Annotated in this window: 16 protein-coding genes; 4 read left to right on the plus strand and 12 right to left on the minus strand. The window is 73.0% G+C overall.

Annotated features, from left to right (window positions below):
* Positions 1-195 precede the first annotated feature (195 nt).
* Positions 196-1,521 carry a protein kinase domain-containing protein gene (locus ACWCP6_RS11180; protein ID WP_450932289.1) on the plus strand — a complete coding sequence of 442 codons (1,326 nt, stop codon included), beginning with the start codon at positions 196-198 and terminating at the stop codon, positions 1,519-1,521.
* 492 nt (positions 1,522-2,013) lie between these two features.
* On the opposite strand, the gene ACWCP6_RS11185 is transcribed toward ACWCP6_RS11180, so the two are convergent.
* The 8 genes from ACWCP6_RS11185 to ACWCP6_RS11220 form a co-directional block, all read right to left on the minus strand.
* A complete protein-coding gene (locus tag ACWCP6_RS11185; protein WP_450932103.1) occupies positions 2,014-2,832 on the minus strand; it encodes a TrmH family RNA methyltransferase in 819 nt (272 codons plus the stop codon).
* A 63-nt stretch (positions 2,833-2,895) separates the two neighbouring features.
* A complete protein-coding gene (gene cobA, locus ACWCP6_RS11190) occupies positions 2,896-4,209 on the minus strand; it encodes a uroporphyrinogen-III C-methyltransferase (RefSeq protein ID WP_450932104.1) in 1,314 nt (437 codons plus the stop codon).
* 174 nt (positions 4,210-4,383) lie between these two features.
* Positions 4,384-8,511, minus strand: a complete 4,128-nt coding sequence (cobT, locus tag ACWCP6_RS11195) for a nicotinate-nucleotide--dimethylbenzimidazole phosphoribosyltransferase (RefSeq protein WP_450932105.1) — start codon at positions 8,509-8,511, stop codon at positions 4,384-4,386.
* A 376-nt stretch (positions 8,512-8,887) separates the two neighbouring features.
* Positions 8,888-10,102, minus strand: coding sequence for a precorrin-6y C5,15-methyltransferase (decarboxylating) subunit CbiE (cbiE, locus tag ACWCP6_RS11200; RefSeq protein ID WP_450932106.1), 1,215 nt, complete (start codon positions 10,100-10,102; stop codon positions 8,888-8,890).
* A 298-nt stretch (positions 10,103-10,400) separates the two neighbouring features.
* Complete coding sequence (locus ACWCP6_RS11205) at positions 10,401-11,039, minus strand: GNAT family N-acetyltransferase (RefSeq protein ID WP_450932107.1); 639 nt, start codon at positions 11,037-11,039, stop codon at positions 10,401-10,403.
* Positions 11,040-11,237: 198 nt separating this feature from the next.
* Complete coding sequence (locus ACWCP6_RS11210; protein WP_450932108.1) at positions 11,238-12,071, minus strand: MetQ/NlpA family ABC transporter substrate-binding protein; 834 nt, start codon at positions 12,069-12,071, stop codon at positions 11,238-11,240.
* Between the two features lie 82 nt (positions 12,072-12,153).
* Positions 12,154-12,897, minus strand: a complete 744-nt coding sequence (locus ACWCP6_RS11215; protein WP_450932109.1) for a methionine ABC transporter permease — start codon at positions 12,895-12,897, stop codon at positions 12,154-12,156.
* Positions 12,894-13,934 carry a methionine ABC transporter ATP-binding protein gene (locus ACWCP6_RS11220; RefSeq protein ID WP_450932110.1) on the minus strand — a complete coding sequence of 347 codons (1,041 nt, stop codon included), beginning with the start codon at positions 13,932-13,934 and terminating at the stop codon, positions 12,894-12,896. Before ACWCP6_RS11220 ends, ACWCP6_RS11215 begins: the two co-directional genes overlap by 4 nt.
* Positions 13,935-14,407: 473 nt before the next feature.
* Between ACWCP6_RS11220 and ACWCP6_RS11225 the strand changes: the two genes are divergently transcribed.
* The gene (locus ACWCP6_RS11225) at positions 14,408-14,767 is read left to right on the plus strand and encodes a hypothetical protein (protein ID WP_450932111.1); all 360 of its coding nucleotides are present in this window, start codon (positions 14,408-14,410) and stop codon (positions 14,765-14,767) included.
* Between the two features lies 1 nt (position 14,768).
* A complete protein-coding gene (locus ACWCP6_RS11230) occupies positions 14,769-15,221 on the plus strand; it encodes a hypothetical protein (protein ID WP_450932112.1) in 453 nt (150 codons plus the stop codon).
* Positions 15,222-15,410: 189 nt separating this feature from the next.
* Here ACWCP6_RS11230 and ACWCP6_RS11235 read toward each other — a convergent pair whose 3' ends face one another.
* From ACWCP6_RS11235 to ACWCP6_RS11245, 3 genes are all read right to left on the minus strand, one after another.
* Positions 15,411-15,914 (minus strand): GNAT family N-acetyltransferase, encoded by a 504-nt coding sequence (locus ACWCP6_RS11235; RefSeq protein WP_450932113.1) that lies wholly within the window; start codon positions 15,912-15,914, stop codon positions 15,411-15,413.
* Positions 15,915-15,950: 36 nt separating this feature from the next.
* Complete coding sequence (locus ACWCP6_RS11240) at positions 15,951-16,463, minus strand: RNA polymerase sigma factor (RefSeq protein ID WP_450932114.1); 513 nt, start codon at positions 16,461-16,463, stop codon at positions 15,951-15,953.
* A gap of 416 nt (positions 16,464-16,879) precedes the next feature.
* Positions 16,880-18,067 (minus strand): glycerophosphodiester phosphodiesterase, encoded by a 1,188-nt coding sequence (locus ACWCP6_RS11245; protein ID WP_450932115.1) that lies wholly within the window; start codon positions 18,065-18,067, stop codon positions 16,880-16,882.
* A 327-nt stretch (positions 18,068-18,394) separates the two neighbouring features.
* Between ACWCP6_RS11245 and ACWCP6_RS11250 the strand changes: the two genes are divergently transcribed.
* Positions 18,395-19,066 carry a lysophospholipid acyltransferase family protein gene (locus tag ACWCP6_RS11250; protein WP_450932116.1) on the plus strand — a complete coding sequence of 224 codons (672 nt, stop codon included), beginning with the start codon at positions 18,395-18,397 and terminating at the stop codon, positions 19,064-19,066.
* 140 nt (positions 19,067-19,206) lie between these two features.
* Here ACWCP6_RS11250 and ACWCP6_RS11255 read toward each other — a convergent pair whose 3' ends face one another.
* Complete coding sequence (locus ACWCP6_RS11255) at positions 19,207-20,736, minus strand: MFS transporter (protein ID WP_450932117.1); 1,530 nt, start codon at positions 20,734-20,736, stop codon at positions 19,207-19,209.
* Between the last annotated feature and the right edge of the window lie 3 nt (positions 20,737-20,739).

Genomic DNA, 20,739 nt, shown 5'->3' on the forward strand with positions numbered 1-20,739 from the left:
GATCCAATCCCCTTGCCCCTGAGGGAGGTTGGAGGGGGCACCGCTGCGAACGCGCCCCGCTCGCCCGCCCCCTGACCACTTTTCAATTTCCGTACCCGGCACTGACAATCGATGGGCCCACGAGGGCGCGGCCTCTGCGCGCTCCCGGCCGTGGAAACGTAAGCTGTGGCTCGTCAGCAGGACCGGGCAGCGGGGATGAACATGGCGATGATGCGCCTGAGGCGCGAGGACCCGCGTGTCGTCGGCTCGTTCAGGCTTCACCGACGGCTCGGCGCGGGCGGGATGGGTGTGGTCTACCTCGGCTCCGACCGTCGTGGCCAGCGGGTCGCGCTCAAAGTGATCCGGCCGGACCTGGCGGAGGACCAGGAGTTCCGGTCGCGTTTCGCGCGCGAGGTGTCCGCGGCCCGCAGGATCCGTGGGGGCTGCACCGCGCGGCTCGTCGCGGCCGACCTGGAGGCGGACCGGCCGTGGTTCGCCACGCAGTACGTTCCGGGGCCCTCCCTCCACGACAAGGTCGCCGAGGAGGGACCGCTGTCGGCCGCCGACGTCGCCGCCGTCGGCGCCGCACTGTCGGAAGGGCTGGTCGCGGTGCACGAGGCCGGTGTCGTGCACCGGGACCTCAAGCCGTCGAACATCCTGCTGTCCCCGAAGGGGCCGCGGATCATCGACTTCGGCATCGCCTGGGCGACCGGGGCATCCACGCTGACGCACGTCGGTACGGCGGTCGGCTCCCCCGGTTTCCTGGCGCCCGAGCAGGTGCGCGGGGCCACCGTGACGCCGGCGACGGACGTGTTCGCGCTGGGCGCCACACTGGCGTACGCGGCCACCGCGGATTCACCCTTCGGGCACGGCAGTTCCGAGGTGATGCTGTACCGCGTGGTCCATGAGGAGCCACAGCTGCACGGCGTACCGGACGCCCTGGCTCCGCTGCTGCGGGCGTGCCTCGCCAAGGACCCCGACGAGCGGCCGAGCACGCTCCAACTCTCCCTCCGCCTCAAGGAGATCGCTGCGCGCGAGTCGCAGGGTCTGGCCGACCCGCGGCCGCCCGCGCCGCGCGGCGACGCGGACCGGCCGACGGGCCGGCTCGCGGAGAGCTACGCGGAGCAGCGCACCCAGCGCCGTGCGCAGGGCACTCCCCCGCCGCACGCGGACGCCGAAGCCGTCCGCCCTCCGCGGCCCTCCGGCTCCCGGCCCGGGTTGCGCTCCACCGGGTCGCGCGACACACGGTCCGGCCCCCGGACCGGTCCGCGCAGCGGCGCCGGGCGCCCGGCGCCGCGGACGACGGGTACCGGGCGCACGGGGGCGGGGCGGCGGCCCGCGAATCCGCGCCTGCTGCGGCAGCGGCTGTTCGTCTTCGTGGTGGTGACGCTCCTGGTCGCCCTCGGCATCGCCGCGGCGCAGGGGTGTCAGGGGCCGGCCCGAGGGCTCGGCGGAAGGGCGGGGTCCGCGCCGGCCCCGTTCGACGGTGCGGTCGCTCCGGCCGTCGGTCGGGACCTCTCGCCGTCGGGACGCCTCGCGTAACGGGCGGACCGCTCCGCCACCGACGTCGACCCGGAGGGTCCCGTCGTCAGGCGGCCAGGAGGAGTCGGCTGCCGGAACGGAGTCGACCCCGGCCTGTCCGGCGTGTTCCCACCCGCCGCCGGTCACCCCCGGGAGCGGCCGGCCACAGCCAGGACCGGCCCTGTCGCAGCCCGGATCGCCCCTCTGCTCGTCGCCCGCATCGGCCTGTTCGCAGCGGTCCGCGCCGGGACCGACCCCCTAGGGGGTGTCTTGTCGATCGGGCCGGATCAGGGAGCGGGGCCTGGTGCGCTGCGTTCGCTTCGCTCTCTCCGCCTCGGCTCTTCGATTCATCCTCCGGATGCCGAGCGCAGCTGCAAGGCGGAGGAGGGAGTCGACGCGATGGGGGTCCCCCCGCGCGAGCGCAGCCGAGCGTGGGGGAGTCGGCGACCGACGACAACGCCGCAGATGTGCGTGCCAAGCCCCGCAAGCCCGGCATGATCGGCAAGACGCCCCCTAGACCTGAGGCCGGCCCGCCGTGACCGCGTAGAAGGCGACGGCTGCGGCGGCGCCCACATTGAGCGAGTCGACGCCGTGGGCCATCGGGATGCGGACCCATTCGTCGGCGGCGACGAGAGCCTGCCGGGACAGGCCGTCGCCCTCCGCGCCGAGCATCAGTGCGACGCGGTCCATACGGTGGGGCGCGGTCTCGTCGAGGGTCTTCGCCTTCTCGTCGGGGGTGAGCGCAAGCAGCGCGAAGCCCGCCTCGCGTACGCCCTCCAGCCCCTTCGGCCAGGATTCCAGGCGCGCGTACGGAACGGAGAAGACGGCGCCCATGGAGACCTTCACGGAGCGGCGGTAGAGCGGGTCGGCGCAGTCCGGTGAGAGCAGCACCGCGTCCAGGCCGAGCGCCGCGGCCGAGCGGAAGATCGCGCCGATGTTGGTGTGGTCGTTGACCGCCTCCATCACGACCACCCGGCGCGCGGTCTTCAGGAGCTCGCCGGCCGCGGGCAGCGGCTTGCGCGACATGGAGGCGAGGGCTCCGCGGTGCACGTGATAGCCGGTCACGCGCTCGGCGAGATCCGGGGTGACCGCGTACACCGGTGCGGGCACCTCGTCGATGACGTCGCGCATGACGTCGACCCACTTGGACGAGAGCAGCATCGAGCGCATCTCGTACCCGGTCTGCTTGGCGCGCCTGATGACCTTTTCGCCCTCGGCGATGAACAGTCCCTCGGCGGGCTCGCGCTTGCGCCGCAGCTCGACGTCGGTCAGACCCGTGTAGTCGCGCAGGCGCGGGTCGTCGGGGTCGTCGATGGTGATGAGATCGGCCACAGGGTGATACTGCCTTGTCCTGGGTGTGGTGCCAACGGCTGGAACGAGCTGGGTTACCCGTGGTTACGCCGGGTCATCGGCGTCACCGGGAGTGGGCGGGGCGGGAGCCGGGTCCGGGCCCACGGTGACCACCTCGCCGATGACGATGACGGCGGGCGGCTTCACCTCCTCGGCACGGACCGTCTCCTCGACGGTCGCCAGGGTCGCGTCGACCCGGCGCTGCGCCGCGGTGGTGCCCTCCTGGACCAGGGCCACGGGGGTGTCCCCGGACTTGCCGTGCTCGATCAGCGTCCGGGCGATCGCCCCGATCTTGTCGACGCCCATCAGGACCACGAGGGTGCCGCGCAGCTCGGCCAGCGCGGCCCAGTCCACCAGGGACCGCTCGTCGTCGGGTGCCACATGGCCGCTGACCACGGTGAACTCATGGGCGACACCCCGGTGCGTGACCGGGATGCCCGCGGCGCCGGGGACCGAGATCGAGCTGGAGATGCCGGGGACCACGGTGTACGGGATCCCGGCCTCCGTGAGTGCCTGGGCCTCCTCCATACCGCGGCCGAAGACGAAGGGGTCGCCGCCCTTGAGGCGGACCACCGACTTGCCCGCCTTCGCATGCTCGATCAGCGCGTTGTTGATGGCTTCCTGCGCCATGAACCGGCCGTACGGGATCTTCGCCGCGTCGATGACCTCGACGTGCGGCGGGAGTTCGGCGAGCAGGTCGCGCGGGCCCAGCCGGTCGGCGATGACCACGTCGGCCTCGGCGAGCAGCCGACGGCCGCGGACCGTGATCAGGTCGGGGTCGCCGGGGCCTCCGCCGACGAGCGCGACGCCCGCGGTGCGGGTGCGGTGGTGGGGGGCCACGAGGGTGCCGTCGCGCAGGCCCTCGACCACGGCGTCCCGGATGGCGGCGGTGTGGCGCGGGTCGCGGCCCTGCACGTCCGTGGTCAGCACCGCGACGGTGACGCCCTCGCTGTGGCCGGTCGCCGGGGTCCAGGCGGTGGCGGCATCGGCGTCGTCGGAGCGGACGCACCAGACGCGGTGCGCCTCGGCCTCGGCGGAGGCCGCCGCGTTCGCGGCCGGGTCGTCGGTGGCGATCAGGGCGTACCAGGCGTCGGCGAGATCGCCGGCCCGGTAGGGCCGCTGCTCCCAGGTGATCTCACCCGCGGTCGCCATCGCCTCGACGGACGGGGTCGCCGAAGGCGACAGGAGCAGGACGTCCGCGCCTGCCGCGATCAGTGCAGGCAGCCGTCGCTGGGCCACCTGGCCGCCGCCGAGCACGACGACGCGGCGGCCGGCCAGACGCAGGCCCACGGGATAGGCGGGATGTGCGGCGTGCGGCGTGGCGCCCGCGGAAGCGGGGCGCTGCGAGTGTTCGGCCATGAAGGTGCGGCTCCTCATGCGAGTGGGCGCTGCGGCGTTGGAGCTGCCCTGACGTGCGTGTTCAAGGATGCGGGTCAACGATACGGCCGGGGTGGGGCGGGGGTCTTCTCCCCCGTCCCACCCCTGACCGAAACCGGGGTACCGGACGCCGGCCGTGCGGTCGCGCCGGGGCCTCTACTTCTCGGTGACGCCCGCCGAGTCGAAGGTCGCCACCTCGTGCATGGCCCGCGCCGCGCTCTGCACGATCGGCAGGGCGAGGAGCGCACCGGTGCCTTCGCCGAGGCGGAGGTCGAGATCGACGAGGGGGCGCAGGCCCAGCTTCTTGAGAGCGGCCACGTGACCGGGCTCGGCGCTGCGGTGACCGGCGATGCAGGCGGCGAGCACCTCGGGGGCGATGGCCCGGGCGACCAGGGCGGCCGCGCCGGCGCTGACGCCGTCGAGGATGACCGGGGTGCGCAGGGAGGCACCGCCCAGCAACAGGCCGACCATGGCGGCGTGTTCCAGGCCGCCGAACGCGGCCAGCACACCGATGGGATCGGCCGGGTCCGGCTGGTGGAGCTCGATGGCGCGGCGCACCACCTCGGTCTTGCGGGCCAGCGTCTCGTCGTTGATGCCGGTGCCGCGGCCCGTCACCTCGGACGGGTCCGTGCCCGTGAAGACGGAGATCAGGGCGGCGGACGCCGTGGTGTTGGCGATGCCCATCTCACCGGTGAGGAGCGCCTTGTTGCCGGCCGCGACCAGGTCCCGGGCCGTCTCGATGCCGACCTCGATGGCGGCCTTGACCTCTTCGCGGGTCAGGGCGGGCCCCGTCGTCATGTCGTTCGTCCCCGCGCGGACCTTGCGGGGCAGCAGACCGGGGGTGGAGGGCAGGTCGGAGGCGACGCCCACGTCGATGACGCAGACCTCGGCTCCCACCTGGTTGGCGAACGCGTTGCAGACCGCGCCGCCGCCGAGGAAGTTGGCGACCATCTGGCCGGTGACCTCCTGCGGCCAGGGGGTGACGCCCTGGGCGTGCACCCCGTGGTCGCCCGCGAAGATCGCGACGGCCGCGGGCTCCGGGATCGGCGGCGGGCACATCCGGGACAGGCCGCACAGCTGCGCGGAGATGATCTCCAGCATGCCGAGCGCGCCGGCCGGCTTGGTCATGCGCTTCTGGCGCTCCCAGGCCTCGCCGAGCGCCTTGGCGTCGAGCGGACGGATCCCGGCGACCGTCTCGGCGAGCAGGTCGTGCGGCTCCTCGCCGGGCAGGGCACGGCGGCCATACGTCTCCTCGTGGACGACCCAGGACAGCGGGCGCCGCTTGGACCAGCCGGCCTGCATCAGCTCGGGCTCGTCCGGGAACTCGTCGACGTATCCCACGCAGAGGTAGGCGACGACCTCCAGGTGCTCGGGAAGACCGAGCGAGCGGACCATCTCACGCTCGTCGAAGAAGCTGACCCAGCCGACGCCGAGGCCTTCGGCGCGGGCGGCGAGCCACAGGTTCTCGACGGCGAGGGCCGAGGAGTACGGGGCCATCTGCGGCTGGGTGTGGCGGCCGAGGGTGTGCCGGCCGCCACGGGTCGGGTCGGCGGTGACGACGATGTTCACCGGGGTGTCGAGGATGGCCTCGATCTTCAGTTCCTTGAACTGCTTCGCGCGGCCCTTGGGAAGCGACTTGGCGTAGGCGTCCCGCTGGCGCATCGCCAGCTCGTGCATGGTGCGGCGGGTCTCGGCGGAGCGGATGACGACGAAGTCCCAGGGCTGCGAGTGGCCGACGGACGGCGCGGTGTGCGCGGCCTCCAGGACGCGGAGCAGCACCTCGTGCGGGATGGGGTCGTCGCGGAAGCCGTTGCGGATGTCGCGGCGTTCGCGCATCACGCGCAGAACGGCCTCGCGTTCCGCGTCGGCGTAGCCCGGGGCGGGGGTGCCGACGGGTTCGGCGGGGGCGTCCTGCGCGGTCACGAGCACCTCCGGGGCGTCATCGTCGTCGGCTTCCTGGGTGGTGAGGCTCTCGGCGTCCTGGGCGAGGACGGGCTCGGGCTCCTCGGCCTCGGTCCCGCCGGCGGCGGGCGCCGGGTCGTCGCCGTCACGGGGCGCGGGCACGGTGACGGCGGCCTCCGGCTCGGGGGCCGGGGCGGCAGCGGTCGGCTCCGGTGCGGGGAGCCCCTGCTCGGCCCGTACGGGGATCTCCTGCTCGGCCCGTGCGGGGATCTCCTGCTCGGGAGCCGGGGCGGGCGCCCCTGGATCCTGGTCCGGAGCGGCGACCGGGGCTTCCGGGGTGGCCGGGGCCTCCTGGGCGACCGGGGCGGTCACGGCCTCGGCCGGGGCCGCATCGAGGGAGGCGTCGCCGTGCGCGGCCTCGGGCGTCGGCGGGCCCTGGTCGGCGGGTGCGGTACCGAGCGGGGCGTCGCCCGGCGCGGCGGGCGCGGGCAGGTCGGCCGGCGCGGCGGTGGCCGCGGCGCCCGGTGCCACGTCGTCCGCGGCCGGGGTGCCCGCGGCCGGGGTGCTGTCCGGTGCGAGGGGCAGGCCCTGTTCGGGCTGCGCCTCGGGCACGACGGCGTCCTGCGGTGCGTCCGGGACCATGGCGTCGCCCTCGTTCGGCAGCCTCAGGGCGTGCGGGGGCGTCGGGGCGAGGTGCGGGGTGGTCGGCACGAAGCCCTCGACGGGCACGAACCTGCCCAGGGTGTGGGCCTCCGGTGCCATGCCCACCGCGCCGTCGGCCCGGGGCGCGGCGTGCGGCGGTACGGCGGTGAACTCGGGCTGGGCCGCGACGGGTTCGTACGACGCGGCGCCGTCGACGAACGCCGGGCCGGACGCGGCCACCGTGTGGGCGACACCGACCGGCACAGGCTGGTACTCGGGGGCGACGGCCTGGGGATGGACCACGGCTTCGCCGGTCTGCGACGCGGCCTCACCGACGACCTGCGGATGTGCCTCGGCGGGCGCGGACTGCTGAACCTGCGGCTCCGCCACGGGGGGCGGGGTCTGCGCCGCTTCGGGGGCCTGGGCAGGAGCGGCTGCCTCCGCTGCCGGAGCGGTCAGGGAGCCGGCGACGGCCTCCGGCTCGGCAGCGGCGGTGTCCGGGAGCGGCGCCTCGTCGAGGGCCCCGGCGGGCTCGACGCCCTCCACGGCCTGCGTGGCTCCGGCCTCGTCCACGCTCGGGGGCTGCTGCGCGGCGCCGGCCGCGTCCACGGCCTGGCCCCGGGTCTGCTCGGTGTCGGCGGCCTCGGCCTGCAGGGCGTCGACTGCCTGGTCCTGCGGAGCGGCGTCGGCTGCATGCGGGGCCTCGGCCTGCTCGGTGACGGGAAGTCCCTCGGGCGGGGCGGCGGCGTGCGGGGGCACAGCGGCTTCCGCGGTCTGCGCCGACGGAGCCTCGGCGCCGGCCTGCGCCGGCACGGCGTCGCCCACGCCCGGGGCGTCCGGCGAGACGGACACCGGTCGGGTCTCGCCGGCGAGCGGCAGGTCGGCGGGCGTCTGCTGAACCGGTACTCCGGCCTCGTCCGCGGTGGGCGCGGTGCCCTCGGGGACGTGGGGCGTCGGGCCCGCGTCCGGGGTCTGCGGCTGCGCGGCGGCGCCCGCGGCCGGGAACTGCCCGGACACGTCGGCGGCCTGCGGAACCTGCGCGGCACCGCCGACCGGGAACTGCCCGGAGGCGTCGCCCTGCTGCGGTGCCTGTGCGGCGCCCTCGGCGCCGGGCACGAAGGCCCCTTCGGGCACGGGCGGAACGGCTCCGTCCGACGCAATCCCGGCAACGCGAGCGATCACGTGCTGGGCGGCGGACTCGGGGGTCACGGGCGGCACACCGTCCAGCCCGGGGCCCTGCCCGGCCCGGTCCTGGACCGGGGTCACGGGGGCGGTCTCATCCGCTGTGCCCCAGGGGGTTCCCGGAGCCGCGTCGAAGTACTCGGGGCCGGGCGCAGGGGTGCTCGCGGGGCGGGCGGGGCCACGGTCGGCGAGGGAGCGTACGGGGCTGGACGCCCCGTCCGGCAGGGGCGGGCCGAGGTGCAGCGGACGACGGGCGGGGCCGGGGTTCTGGGCGTGCGGCGGCACGTGCGCCTGTCCGCCGCCGAGTTCGACGGACCCGGTGTCACGGCCGGCCGTCTCGTGCGGGCCCGGACCTTCGGTCCATGCGCCCTGGGCGCCCGGCATCAACAGCAGGTCGTCTTCCTCGGTGGGCGTCGCGGAGGGCTCGAGGTAGGTGTACGCACCGGGTGCCTGGACGCCCGGCTGCTGCGCCCCCGAGCCCTCGACGGGCCCGGGAGGTACCCCCTCGCCTGCGTTCTCCGGCAGTCCCTCGCCCGGGACCTGGCCGGTGTCGGTCATGCGTACCCCTCGCCCATCGGTTTAGTGCTTCTTCGACCGCTCCCGGCCATCGGCCGGAGAGGTCCCTGTGCCCGGAGCGGCGCACCGACCGCCCGTCATGAAGAACGAGCGGGCGCGCCGTGCGGCACGAACGGACCGGCGACACAGGCCTCAACAGGCATTGTCCCGGTCGGTCCGGTGTCACGGCACCCTGATTCCGCGACGGCCCGCTGTGGACTGCGCCACGTTGCGCGTCCTCCGGTTCTGCCGTACCACATCCGCCCCGGAACGGGCGTGTTCTCCGGACATCTAAGGACTCATCGAGTGACGAAGCTCCGGCATACCCGGCTGCGGTACAACGATCGGCCAGCCTACCGCGCGTGCCTTCGCGTACCGATCACGGGGCGCGGTCGGGGAGCTGCGCGGAGAGCAGGAATCCGACGGTCCGTTCCTTCTCCGACCAGGCCCGGGTGTCGAGCTCCACGGACTGCAGAAGTGCGCAGGCCACCTCGTAGCCGTGCTCCGTCAGGTCCCGGCCGATGAGTTCGGCATCGTCGCGCGTCGCGGCGTGCGTGACGATGCGCTCCGGCCTGCGGTCGGCGACCGCCGAGACGACGGGCGCTCCTCCTCCCCCGACGCGCACGACGTCGGGTTCGGGCAGGTCCTCCAGGACGTGCGGGGCGGTGCCGTGCACGACCTGGAGCTGGACGCCGTAGCCGCGGGCGGCGGCCATGGTGCGGGCGCAGGCGTCCGCGTCGAGGTCGACGGCGATGACTGCGGCGCCGAAGCGGCCGGCCTCGACGGAGAAGGCCCCGCCGCCGCAGCCGATGTCCCAGACGAGGTCGCCCACGCGGGGCCCGAGGCGGGCGAGTTGCGCGGCGCGCAGCAGGTCGGTCTCGGACTCGCGCGGCTCGGCGCCGTACGCGGCGGCGGGCAGGGCCCAGCCGCGGGGGCCCTGGCTCGTCTCGCCCCCCGCGAGCCAGCTTCCGCCGTCGGACGCGGGCCCGGAGCCCCCGCCGATGACGATGACGAGGTTCGGGTCGCGCCAGGTGTGGTCGGCCGCCTTGTCCGAGGTGACGACGGTCACCTGCTCACGGTCGGTGCCGAGGGCCTCGCAGATGACGAAGGTGCGGTGCACTCCCTCGAGGAGCAGTCCGAGCTCGGCGGGCCCGGCGCCGGGCGAGGTGAGGACGGCGACCTTGGCGTGGGCGCGGCAGACGTTGACGGCGCGGCGCAGGGTGCGGCCGTGGGCGACGACGACGCGTGCGTCGTCCCAGGGCATCCCGGCGCGGGCGAACGCGGCGGCCACCGAGGAGACCGCGGGCACCACTTCCACCTCGAGGCCGAATTCGGGGGCGCGGAGTGTGCGCACGACACCGAAGAAGCCCGGGTCGCCGTCGGCCAGGACGACGGCGCTGCCGCGGTGCCCGGCGATGCGGCGGGCGGCGAGGCCCACGCTCCCGAGCCGGATGCGCTCCGCGGCGGCCGGCACCTCGGGGAGTTCCAGATGGTGCCCGGCGCCGGCCACGAGGGTGGCCGCACCCAGCGCGGCGCGCGCCGCTTCGGTGAGCGGCGAACCGTCCCAGCCGATCACCGTGACCCGGTCGGCCATCGTCGTCAGTCTCCTGGAGGTCTTCGCAGGTCGTCAGGGGGCACAGCGCAGCAGCCACGGCCCGAGCGGCGCGCGTGGAGCGCTCTCGCGCAGCGTGGCGGTGGTCGACGGGCGGGTGGGCACCGTGAGCGTACCCGTTGGATCTGAACGATGCGCCTCGGGCGGTGACCGGCGGTGTCGGCCGTGCCGGTGGGGGGCTCGGTCGGACCGGCCGGTGGGCGTCGGGGGCGAGCCCACTCGGTGTGCGACGCAGGCGGCGCGATCGGTGGCGGGCAGGGGCGCCCCCCCCGGTCGGGGGTCAGCTCCAGTCGGAGAACGCGGTGAAGCCGCCGGCGTCGGCGAGCTGGTCCGAGACGCCTTCCAGGTCCTCGGGGAGCAGGCTCCACACGATGAAGTCGGTACGCACGTCGGCCCAGCCCCCGTCCTCGGTCCGGGCGCGGGCTATGCAGGCGCCGCGCAGCACACCCTCGCTGACGCAGCCGATCTTCTGGGCGACCTGCTGCGACGCGGTGTTGTCGGCCGCGGTGCGCAGTTCCAGGCGCTCGAACCGCTGGCTGCTGAACAGCCACTGGGCGACGGCGAGCGCCGCCTCGGAGGCGTAGCCCTCGCCGCGGGCCCAGGGGGCGACGATGTACGAGATCTCCGTGGAGCGCACCCGCCAGTCGGTGTTGCTCAGCTGGACGACCCCGACGAGGCGCTGCGTGAGGAACTCGGTGACGGCGAAGTCGAGGCCGCGTCCCGCCGAGCGTTCGGTCGGCGCATACCCGGTGATCCAGTTGCGGGCCGCGGCCTCGGTGTAGGGCTGGGGCACCGCTGTCCAGGTCGCGACCAGCTCGTCGTTCATCATCTCGGCCAGCTCGGGCGCGTCGGCCTCCTCGAAGGGGCGCAGCACCAACCGCTCCGTGCTGATGGAGATGTCGGGGAAGGTGGTCGTCATGCGCCGCTCCGTTGCCGTCGAAAAACCTTCGAGGTGTCAGGTCTGGTGAGTGCCCCAGCATGCAGCATGGGAGCACAAAACCGCACCACGGGGTCCCCTGGTGAGGGTGGGGACCCCGTGGTGCGGTCGATGCACGGCCTTCCGTCGACGGTCCGCGGCGAACGCGCGGGCCCGGGAGTGCGGCTGACGCGCCGTCGGTCAGAACGCCGGGACGACGGCGCCGTTGTACTTGTCCTCGATGAACTTCTTGACCTCGGGCGAGGTGAGCAGCTTGGCGAGCTTCTTCACGCGCGGGTCGTTCTCGTTGCCCTTCTTCACGGCAAGGAAGTTGCCGTACGGGTTGCCCTTGGCGGTCTCGGCCGCGATGGCGTCCTTGGCCGGGCTGAGCTTCGCCTCGAGGGCGTAGTTGCCGTTGATCACCGCGGCGTCGACGTCCTGCAGGGAGCGCGGCACCTGGGCGGCCTCGAGCTCCTTGAACTGGATGTTCTTCGGGTTCTGCGCGATGTCCTTGGGCGTCGCGTCGTAGCCGACGCCGGCCTTGAGCTTGATGACGCCGTTGGCCTCGAGCAGCTTCAGCGCGCGGGCCTCGTTGGTGGTGTCGTTCGGCAGGGCGACGGTCGCGCCCTTCTTGAGGTCCGCGAGCTTCTTGACGTGCTGCGAGTAGACCCCGAGCGGCTCCAGGTGGACCGTCGCGTTCGGGACCGGCACGATGTCGGTGCCGTTCTTCTTGTTGAAGTCGTCCAGGTACGGCTTGTGCTGGAAGTAGTTGGCGTCGACCTCGCCCTGCTGGACCGCCGTGTTCGGGGTGACGTAGTCGGTGAACTCCTTGACCTCGAGCTCGAGACCGGCCTTCTTCGCCAGGTGGGTCTTGACGTAGTCGAGGATCTCGCCCTGCGGCGTCGGGGTCGCGGCGACGACCAGCGGCTTGCTCGCGTCGGCCTTGCCGGAGTCCGAGCCGTTGCAGGCGGTGAGCCCGAAGCCGAGGGCTCCGACGGCGAGGACGGCGGTGGTGATCTTGGCGGTGTTACGCACGAAAAGTGCCTTTCCTAGGGTGGTGCAGCCCCGCGGGGGTGTGCGGGGATGAGCAGGGTGGGTCGGGCTGAGCCGGGGTGGTTCAGCTGGTCTTGGAGGCCTCCGCGGCGACGGTGCCGGCGAGGACGCCGCGGATCGGCCGGAAGAGCAGGGGGGATCCGGAGCCCCCGCCGCGGCGGTGCAGCGCGCGGGCCGTGTAGTCGCCACCGAACTGGATCACGGAGATGACGACCGCGAGGATCGCCACGGTGATCCACATAAGACCGGTCTCGAAGCGCTGGTAGCCGTAGCGGATGGCGATGTCCCCGAGGCCTCCGGCGCCGACGGTGCCGGCCATCGCGGAGTAGCCGATGAGGGCGACGATCGTGGTGGTGGCGCCGGAGATCAGGGACGGCAGCGATTCGGGCACGAGGACGCTGCGTACGACCTTCCAGGTGCTGCCGCCCATGGCCTGGACGGCCTCGACGAGACCGCCGTCGACCTCGCGCACGGAGGTCTCGACGAGCCGGGCGTAGAAGGGGATGGCGCCGATCGCGAGCGGGACGATCGCGGCCTCGCGGCCGATGGTGGTGCCGGTGACCCAGCGCGTGAAGGTCATGAGCGCGACCATCAGGATGATGAAGGGCATCGAGCGGCCGATGTTCACGACCTGCCCGAGCACCTTGTTCACCAGGCCGTTGCGCAGCAGGCCGTCCTTCGCCGTGAGGACGAGCAGGATGCCCAGCGGAAGTCCGGCGACTATGGCGATGAGCGTCGACCAGCCGACCATGTAGAGGGTGTCCCAACTGGCCTGGGACAGCAGGGGCTGCATCTCGGACCAGGTCACTTGGCACCTTCCTTCACCAGCACGGACACCTGTTCACGGCCGAGCACGTCGACCTGGAGCCCCTGTTCGCGCAGGAAGCCCACGGGGACGACGTTCTCCTCGTAGCGGCCGGGCAGTTCGATGCGCATCCGGCCGACCTGCCTGCCCCCGACGGTGTCCATGGCGGCGCCGAGGATCGAGATGTCGATGTTGTACGTACGCGACAGCTGCGAGATGACCGGCTGGGTGGCCGCCTCGCCGTGGAAGGTCACGTCGACCACGGTCCGGTCGTCGCCGGACGCCTCGCCGCCGACCGGGAAGAGCGACCGGGCCAGCTCGGAGCCGGGCGTGGCGAGCAGTTCGGCGACGGTGCCGGACTCGACGATGCGGCCCTTCTCCATCAGGGCGGCCGAGTCGCAGATGGTCTTGACGACGTCCATCTCGTGCGTGATGAGCAGGACGGTCAGACCGAGCTGACGGTTGAGGTCGCGCAGCAGCTGGAGGATGGAGCGGGTGGTCTCCGGGTCGAGGGCGCTGGTGGCCTCGTCGGAGAGCAGGACCTTGGGGTCGCCGGCGAGGGCGCGGGCGATGCCGACGCGCTGCTTCTGGCCGCCGGAGAGCTGGGCCGGGTAGGCCTTGGCCTTGTCGGCGAGACCGACCAGGTCGAGGAGCTCGAGTGCCTTGCGGGAACGTTCCTGCCCGGACTTGCCGAGGATCTCCAGCGGCAGCTCGATGTTGTCCTGCACGGTGCGCGAGGACAGCAGGTTGAAGTGCTGGAAGACCATGCCGATGCGGCTGCGGGCCTCGCGCAGCGCCTTGCCGGCGCGCGGGCCGCGTCCGGCGAGGGCGGTCAGGTCCTGGCCGTCGACGGTCACGGTCCCGCCGGTGGGGCGCTCCAGGAGGTTGACGCAGCGGATGAGCGAGGACTTTCCGGCGCCGCTCTGTCCGATGACGCCGTACACCTCGCCTTCGCGTACATGGAGGTCGACGCCGTCCAGGGCGGTGACCTCCCGGGCACGGGAACGGTAGACCTTCGTCAGGCCCGTTGTGGTGATCACGTTGGTTTCCGTCACTGTCGAGTGCGCACGGCGCTTTGTGAGCACCGGGCACGGGGCATTCGGTCGGGAACGCGGCACGGCTCTCGCAAGGCGGTGGAACTGGTCGGAATCAGTCGCCACCACGGGGAACCGGGAGAAGCGTGTGCGCGGGGCCGTCGCTTCGGGGCGCGCGGCTCAGGCGGTGCAGGGGCCCTCAGAAGGCGCACATTCGACACATACAACGAGCACCGGGCGTCGTGATCGCCTCGGTCGCAAGGATGCGGCTGCTCGTCGTGGTCATGCGGGCAAGTAAAGCAGACGTCGGCTCGAACCCCGACATCGCTGTCCGCATTGCGGACACCCGTGGACGCCCACGGGCCCTGGGCCCCTTCATGCGGCGGCCGGGGACCGCGCGGTGTGGCCAAGGCCACGACCTGCCTGGTCCCACGGGGCCGGGCACCTCGGGCCTTTCGCACCGTAATAGGCTCGCGGGCATGCTTGATGCCCTGACGGTCGCGACCTCCCTGGCCGCGCTCGTGCTCGCCGCGTGGTGCGGCTTCGCCGCCTATCGCGACCAGCCCACCAAGGACTGGCACTTCATCGGTATGGCCGTGGTGTCCCTGCTCGCCGTCGTCCAGCTGGTCGTCGGTGTCGTCCAGCTGACGCGCGGCGAGAAGCCCGACCAGGGCACGACGATCTTCGTGGCCTATCTCCTGGGCGCCGCGGCGTGCATCCCGGCGGCCGGATTCATGTCGCTCGCCGAGCGCACCCGCTGGGGCTCGGTGACCGCCGCGGCCGGCGGTGTGGTGCTGGCCGTGCTGGAAGTACGGCTCTACGACATCTGGGGAGGCTGAGATGACGGCGGCCGAGGAGAACACGGTCACCGGGACATCCGGGAAGCAGCAGCGCACCCGTCTGATCAGCGGCCCCGGCACACTGCTGGTGTGGCTGTACGGCGTGATGGTCGTGGGCGCGGTGTCGCGTTCCGTCTTCCAGATCGCGACGGACTTCGACCGCGCCCCCCTCGCGTACTCGCTCTCCGCGGTCGCCGGCGTCGTCTACGGCTTCATCACGTACTCGCTCGTGCGCGGCGGGGAGACCGCCCGCAGGGCCGCGCTGGTCTGCTGCGCCGCCGAGCTCGCGGGCGTGCTGGTCGTGGGGACCTGGACGCTGGTGGAGCCGTCCGCCTTCCCGGACGCCACCGTCTGGTCGTACTACGGGCGGGACTATCTGTTCATTCCGGTACTGCTTCCGGTGACCGCCACGATGTGGCTGCGCCGTGCCCGGCGCGAGGCGCCCGCCGCCTGAGCGCCGTGCGCCCCTGCCCTCGTGCGGGGGCGGGGCCGTCCCGGGCGCCAAGCCCGTCATGGACACCGCACCGCGGTCGGCACCTGCGCCGTCGGGCCGTGGTCGTACCCGCCCGGCGGATCCTTGCCGCACCGGTCCGGCGTGACCTTGCCGAACCGGTCCGTCAGCGCCCCGGCGCAAGGGCTCCGGTCAGGCCGTCGCCGCGTAGGACTGGTCCGAGGCCTCTTTCTCCAGCACGATCAACCGGACGCCGTCCGCGCCGGTCGTGCTGCCCACGGCCACGTAGCCGACGCGCTGGTAAAGGCGCAGGTTGCCCTCGCTGCGGTGCCCCGTGTGCAGCCGGAACTTCTTGGCGCCGCGCTCGCTCCCCAGCGCCGTCTCGGCGGCGCGCAGCAGGCGGGCTCCGATGCCGTGGCCCTGCAGGCGGGGGTGGACGCAGAGCTTGCCGATGGCCGCGGTGCCGTCGGCGTCCGTGGATCCGCGCACCGAGCCGACGACCTCGTCGCCGAGCCGGGCCACGAACACGCAGTCCGAGGCGACTTCGCCGCGGACCGAGTCGAGGGTCTGGACGAGCGGGTCGATCCGGTAGTTCCCGTAGAGAGCGGCCTCGCTCTGGAAGCACAGGTACTGCAGCCTGAAGATCTGCTCGGCATCCTCGTCGGTCGCCGCTGAGATGGTCACGCTCATGCCCATGTGCGCATGCCTCCCGCTCACCCGTCCACCGGTTGTCTATCGCTCCTTTCCCCATGGTTCAGGAGCTGCAACCTCCGCCGCGAGCATTCTGCGCAGACATCCCAGGCAACGGGAACGTTCCGGCCCGAGACTTCCCTGTGACATACCCAACTCTCCTGCGATTTCCCGGTAGGTGAGGTCCTGCGGTGACAGAAGTGCCGACAGGAGACGGGGGCAACGGCCGGGCAGCCGGCGCACGGCCGCGTGCAGGCTGCGGCGCCGACAGGCCGTCAGGGCGAGCTGCTCCGGGCCATGGCGGGTATCGGCGGCCGGCTCGACCGGGTACGGCCGTTCCCGCCGGGTGGTGCGGCGGCAGCGACGCGCCTCCGAGCGGACGGCCCTGCGCAGCCAGCGCTCCGGGTCGGCCGGCGGGTCGTCCACGTGCAACCGTTCGAACAGGCGCAGCCATACGGCCTGTTCGAGGTCGCCGGGGTCGGCGCCGCTCCCGCTCGCCTCGGCGGCGGCCTCGGCGGTGAGCAGGGGACGGAGGGCGCCCACCAGATCGTCCACGGTCGGCCCGTAGGCCGTCGTCGGCCCGTACGGGGACCGCCCGTGAGCCGTGGGCCCGTTCGGGGACGGCTCGCGCGCCGCCGGTCCGTGTGCGGACGGTTCGTGCGCCGGTGGTGCGTGCACGTCCGGTCCCTCTGTGCCCGGCCCCTGTGCGGCCGGTTCGTGGGCGGACGGAACGTGCGCGGAGGGTTCATGGGCGGTCGGTCGGTGTCCGGTCCGAGTGGGGTTCATGCCCGGCGGGACGCGGCCGCCCCGGCGGGGGGTTGCCGGGGCGGCGGTCGATTACTCCCATCGGGCGTGGGTTCTCCTCCCAACGGGCGCGCGGTCGCACGCCCGTCGGGGCCGGCGCGCCCTTTCGCCCGGTGCGCGGTCCGGCACCGGGCCCGGGCCCCGCGGTGGTCGACGGGGGCGGCCGCTCAGCCGTTGTCGAGGAAGTCGGCGCGGGCGAGGAGCGCCGTGTCCGCGTTGTCGCTGAAGACGCCGTCGATGCCGGTGGCGAAGTACGTCCGGAAGGCTCCGAACGCGTCGCCGTAGGCGTTCGGGTCGGTGCCCTTCCTGAAGTCGGCCGGCAGGAAGGTGTTCTCGTTGCGCATCGTGTACGGGTGCAGGATCAGGCCCGCGGCGTGCGCGTCGTCGACGAGCGTGGTCGGCGTGGTCAGCCTGCCGCTCGCGTCCTTGGGGATGATCAGGTCGAGCGTGGGGCCGATGCCCTGGGCGAACGACGCGAGCCATGCGAGCCCTTCGGGCTTGACGAGGTCGGCCACGGTGCGCGGGTCGTTCGCCTCGACGAAGTCCCAGGGGCGGCTGCCTGCCGTGGACAGGAGCACCACGAGCGGATTGTCGACGAGTTTGCTCAGCCGCTGGATGCTGGTCGGCTCGAAGGACTGGATGATGACGGGCGAGTTCCCGCGGTCCTTGCCGTACCTGCGCAGGATCCTGGCGAGACGCTCCTCCAGGCCGAGTCCGAGCTTGCGGAAGTAGGTGGGGTGCTTGGTCTCGGGGTAGATCCAGACCTGCTTGCCGCGCTTCCTGGACTGTTCGTCGGCCCAGCGCAGGACCTCTTCGAAGGTGGGGATCTCCCAGCGGCCGTCGTAGAGGGTGTTGTGGGGGCGGTTGCCCGGGATGCGCTCCTTGGCACGCAGGGTCTTCAGCTCGGCGAGCGTGAAGTCCTCCGTGAACCAGCCGGTGGTGGGAACCCCGTCGAGGGTCTTGGTGGTCCTGCGGTCGGCGAACTCCGGGTGCGCGGCGACGTCCGTGGTCCCGCCGATCTCGGGCTCGTGACGGCAGACGAGGTGTCCGTCCCTGGTCGGCACGAGGTCGCCGGCCTCGATGACGTCGGCGCCCATGTCCAGGGCCAGCTGGTAGGAGCCGAGCGTGTGCTCGGGCCGGTAGCCGCTGGCGCCGCGGTGGCCGATGACGGTCGGCGTGGGAAGGTCCCGGTAGCCCCCGCCGTGCCGCCCGGCAGTCGCCTGCCGCTGGTCGGCGCTCGCCGCGCCGGGGGCTCCCAGCACCGTACCGCCCGCACCGAGGACCGCGGCCCCCAGCACCGCGCGCCGGCCCGGAACCATGCGCGCCCCCTGCTCGTCGGACCCCTGCGTGGCCATGGACACTCCTCCCATTCCCGCCCTGTACCTGCCAAGCAGAACGATCGTAGGCGGGCCGAGGTGACAGGAGGGATACCCGGGCCGGAACGGCCGGGAGATGCCGCATGGCCGTCGGCCGCGACGCGCCGGTTCGGCGCATCGTGGCCCGTCGTGCGACGGATGATGTCGCATGACCGCCCGTCACGTGATAGCTAGATGACAGCGATGCGACGTACCGCAACTTCCGATCAACACCATGTAACCACTGGGTGAACCCGGTGTGCGATGCACGGGGCGGCGCGAGTATCGTCCTCACCTGCACAGACTTCCTTGACCCCGGAGGGCCCGTTGTCCCGTTTCGCGCTCATCAAGGCAGTGCTCGGACCGATCATGCGCCTGATGTTCCGGCCACGGGTCGAGGGCGCCGAGAACATTCCCGGGACGGGACCCGTCATTCTGGCCGGAAACCACCTCACGTTCATCGACTCGATGATCCTTCCGCTGGTCTGCGACCGGCAGGTGTTCTTCATCGGCAAGGACGAGTACGTCACCGGCAAGGGCTTCAAGGGGCGGCTGATGGCGTGGTTCTTCACCGGCGTCGGCATGATCCCGGTCGACCGTGACGGCGGTCGCGGTGGGGTCGCCGCCCTGATGACGGGGCGTCGCGTCCTCGACGAGGGCCGGATCTTCGGGATCTACCCCGAGGGCACCCGGTCGCCCGACGGCCGGCTGTACCGGGGCCGTACGGGCATCGCCCGGCTGACCCTCATGACCGGGGCACCGGTGGTGCCGTTCGCGATGATCGGCACGGACAAGCTGCAGCCGGGCGGGAAGGGCATGCCGCGGCCCGGCCGGGTGACCGTCCGGTTCGGCGAGGCGATGGAGTTCTCCCGGTACGACGGCATGGACCGCGACCGCTATGTGCTGCGGGCCGTGACCGACTCGGTGATGGCCGAGGTCATGCAGCTGTCGGGACAGGAGTACGTCGACATGTACGCGACGAAGGCAAAGGCCGCGTAGCACCGGAGCGCCCCGCGCCCGAACCGGCGCCGGGGTGTCGCTGCGGATGACCGCACCGGCCGGTCACCCCGGCCCCAGGACCGGATGAGCCCCCGCGGGCAGGACTGCCCGCGGGGGCTCACATGCGTGGAGGCCTGCTGCTACTGCAGCCTCTGGCCCCTCAGCAGGTACCACGCGCCCACCGCCGTCGCCAGCAGGACTGCCGCGCCGACGCCCGAGGCGAAGCGCATGCCCTCCACGAAGGCCGACTGGGCCGCCGTGAGCAGGGCGTGGCCCCCAGGGCCGGGAAGCGTCGCCGCCGACTCCACCGCACCGCCCAGGGACTCGTGGGCCAGGGCGGCCGCCTCGGCGGGGGTCCCCGACGGCGTCGGGAAGTTCTGGTACACGCCCATGACCATGGAGCCCAGCAGGGCGATACCGAGGGCGGCGCCGAGTTCGTAGGCGGTCTCGGAGACCGCCGACGCCGCACCGGCCTGCTCCTTGGGGACGCTGGACAGGATCACGTCCGCGGTGACCGTGAAGGAGAACCCGGCGCCGACACCGACGACGAGGAGCACCGCGAACAGCGCTGGGTAGCCCGTGGACCGGCTCAGCGCCATGAGGGCGGCCAGGGCGAGGCCGATGGCCGCCAGGCCGGCCGATACGACGCCGCGCACCGAGAACCGCCGTGCCGTGTGGCCCGCGATGAGTCCCGCCACCACCGCGCCCACGGCGGCGGGGACTTCGGCGAGGCCCGCCTCGAACGGCTCGCGCCCCTGTACGAGTTGCAGGAACTGCGAGAGGAAGAAGACCAGGCCGGAGAGGCCGAGGATGGTCAGCAGGTCGGCGAGGACCGCGCCGGAGAAGCCCCGGTGCTGGAACAGCCGCATGTCCAGCAGTGGTGTGCGCAGCGTGAGCTGACGGCGCACGAAGCCCGTCAGGGCGCCGACGCCGAGCACTGCGGTGGCCGCGGCCTCCCAGCCCAGGCCGTGCGCGGCCGTCTCCTTGACGGCGTACACGACCGACACCATGCCGATCAGGGACAGCGCCACGCTGATCAGGTCCCACGGGCCCGGCTCGGGGTTCCTGGACTCGGGCAGCAGCCGCACGCCGACGACGAGGAGGACCGCCATCACGGGCAGGTTGATGAGGAAGACCGAACCCCACCAGAAGTGCTCCAGCAGGACACCGCCGACCATCGGTCCGACGGCGGCACCTGCCGAGGCCATGGCGCCCCAGACACCGATGGCGAGGCTGCGCTCGCGCGGGTCGTGGAACAGGTTGCGGATGAGCGCCAGGGTCGACGGCATGAGCGTGGCCCCCGCGACACCGAGCAGGGCCCGGGCGAGGATCAGCGTCCCGGGGTTCGACGCATAGGCGTTGAGCACGGACACCAGCCCGAAGGCGGTGGCACCGCAGAGCAGCAGCTTCTTCCTGCCGATGCGGTCGCCGAGGCTGCCCATCGAGACGAGCAGACCTGCGATCACGAACGAGTAGACGTCGCCGATCCACAGCAGCTGGGTCCCCGTGGGCCTGAGGTCTTCGCTGATGTACGGCGTCGCGAGGCCGAGCACGGTCGCGTCCACCGTGACCAGCAGCACCGCGAGCAGGAGGACGGACAGGGCGAGCCACCGGCCGGGCCTGCGCTCCACCACCTCCGCCACTGCCGTCCGCTGCTGAGTGCTGGTCATGGT

Source organism: Streptomyces sp. NPDC002004 (assembly GCF_053593975.1).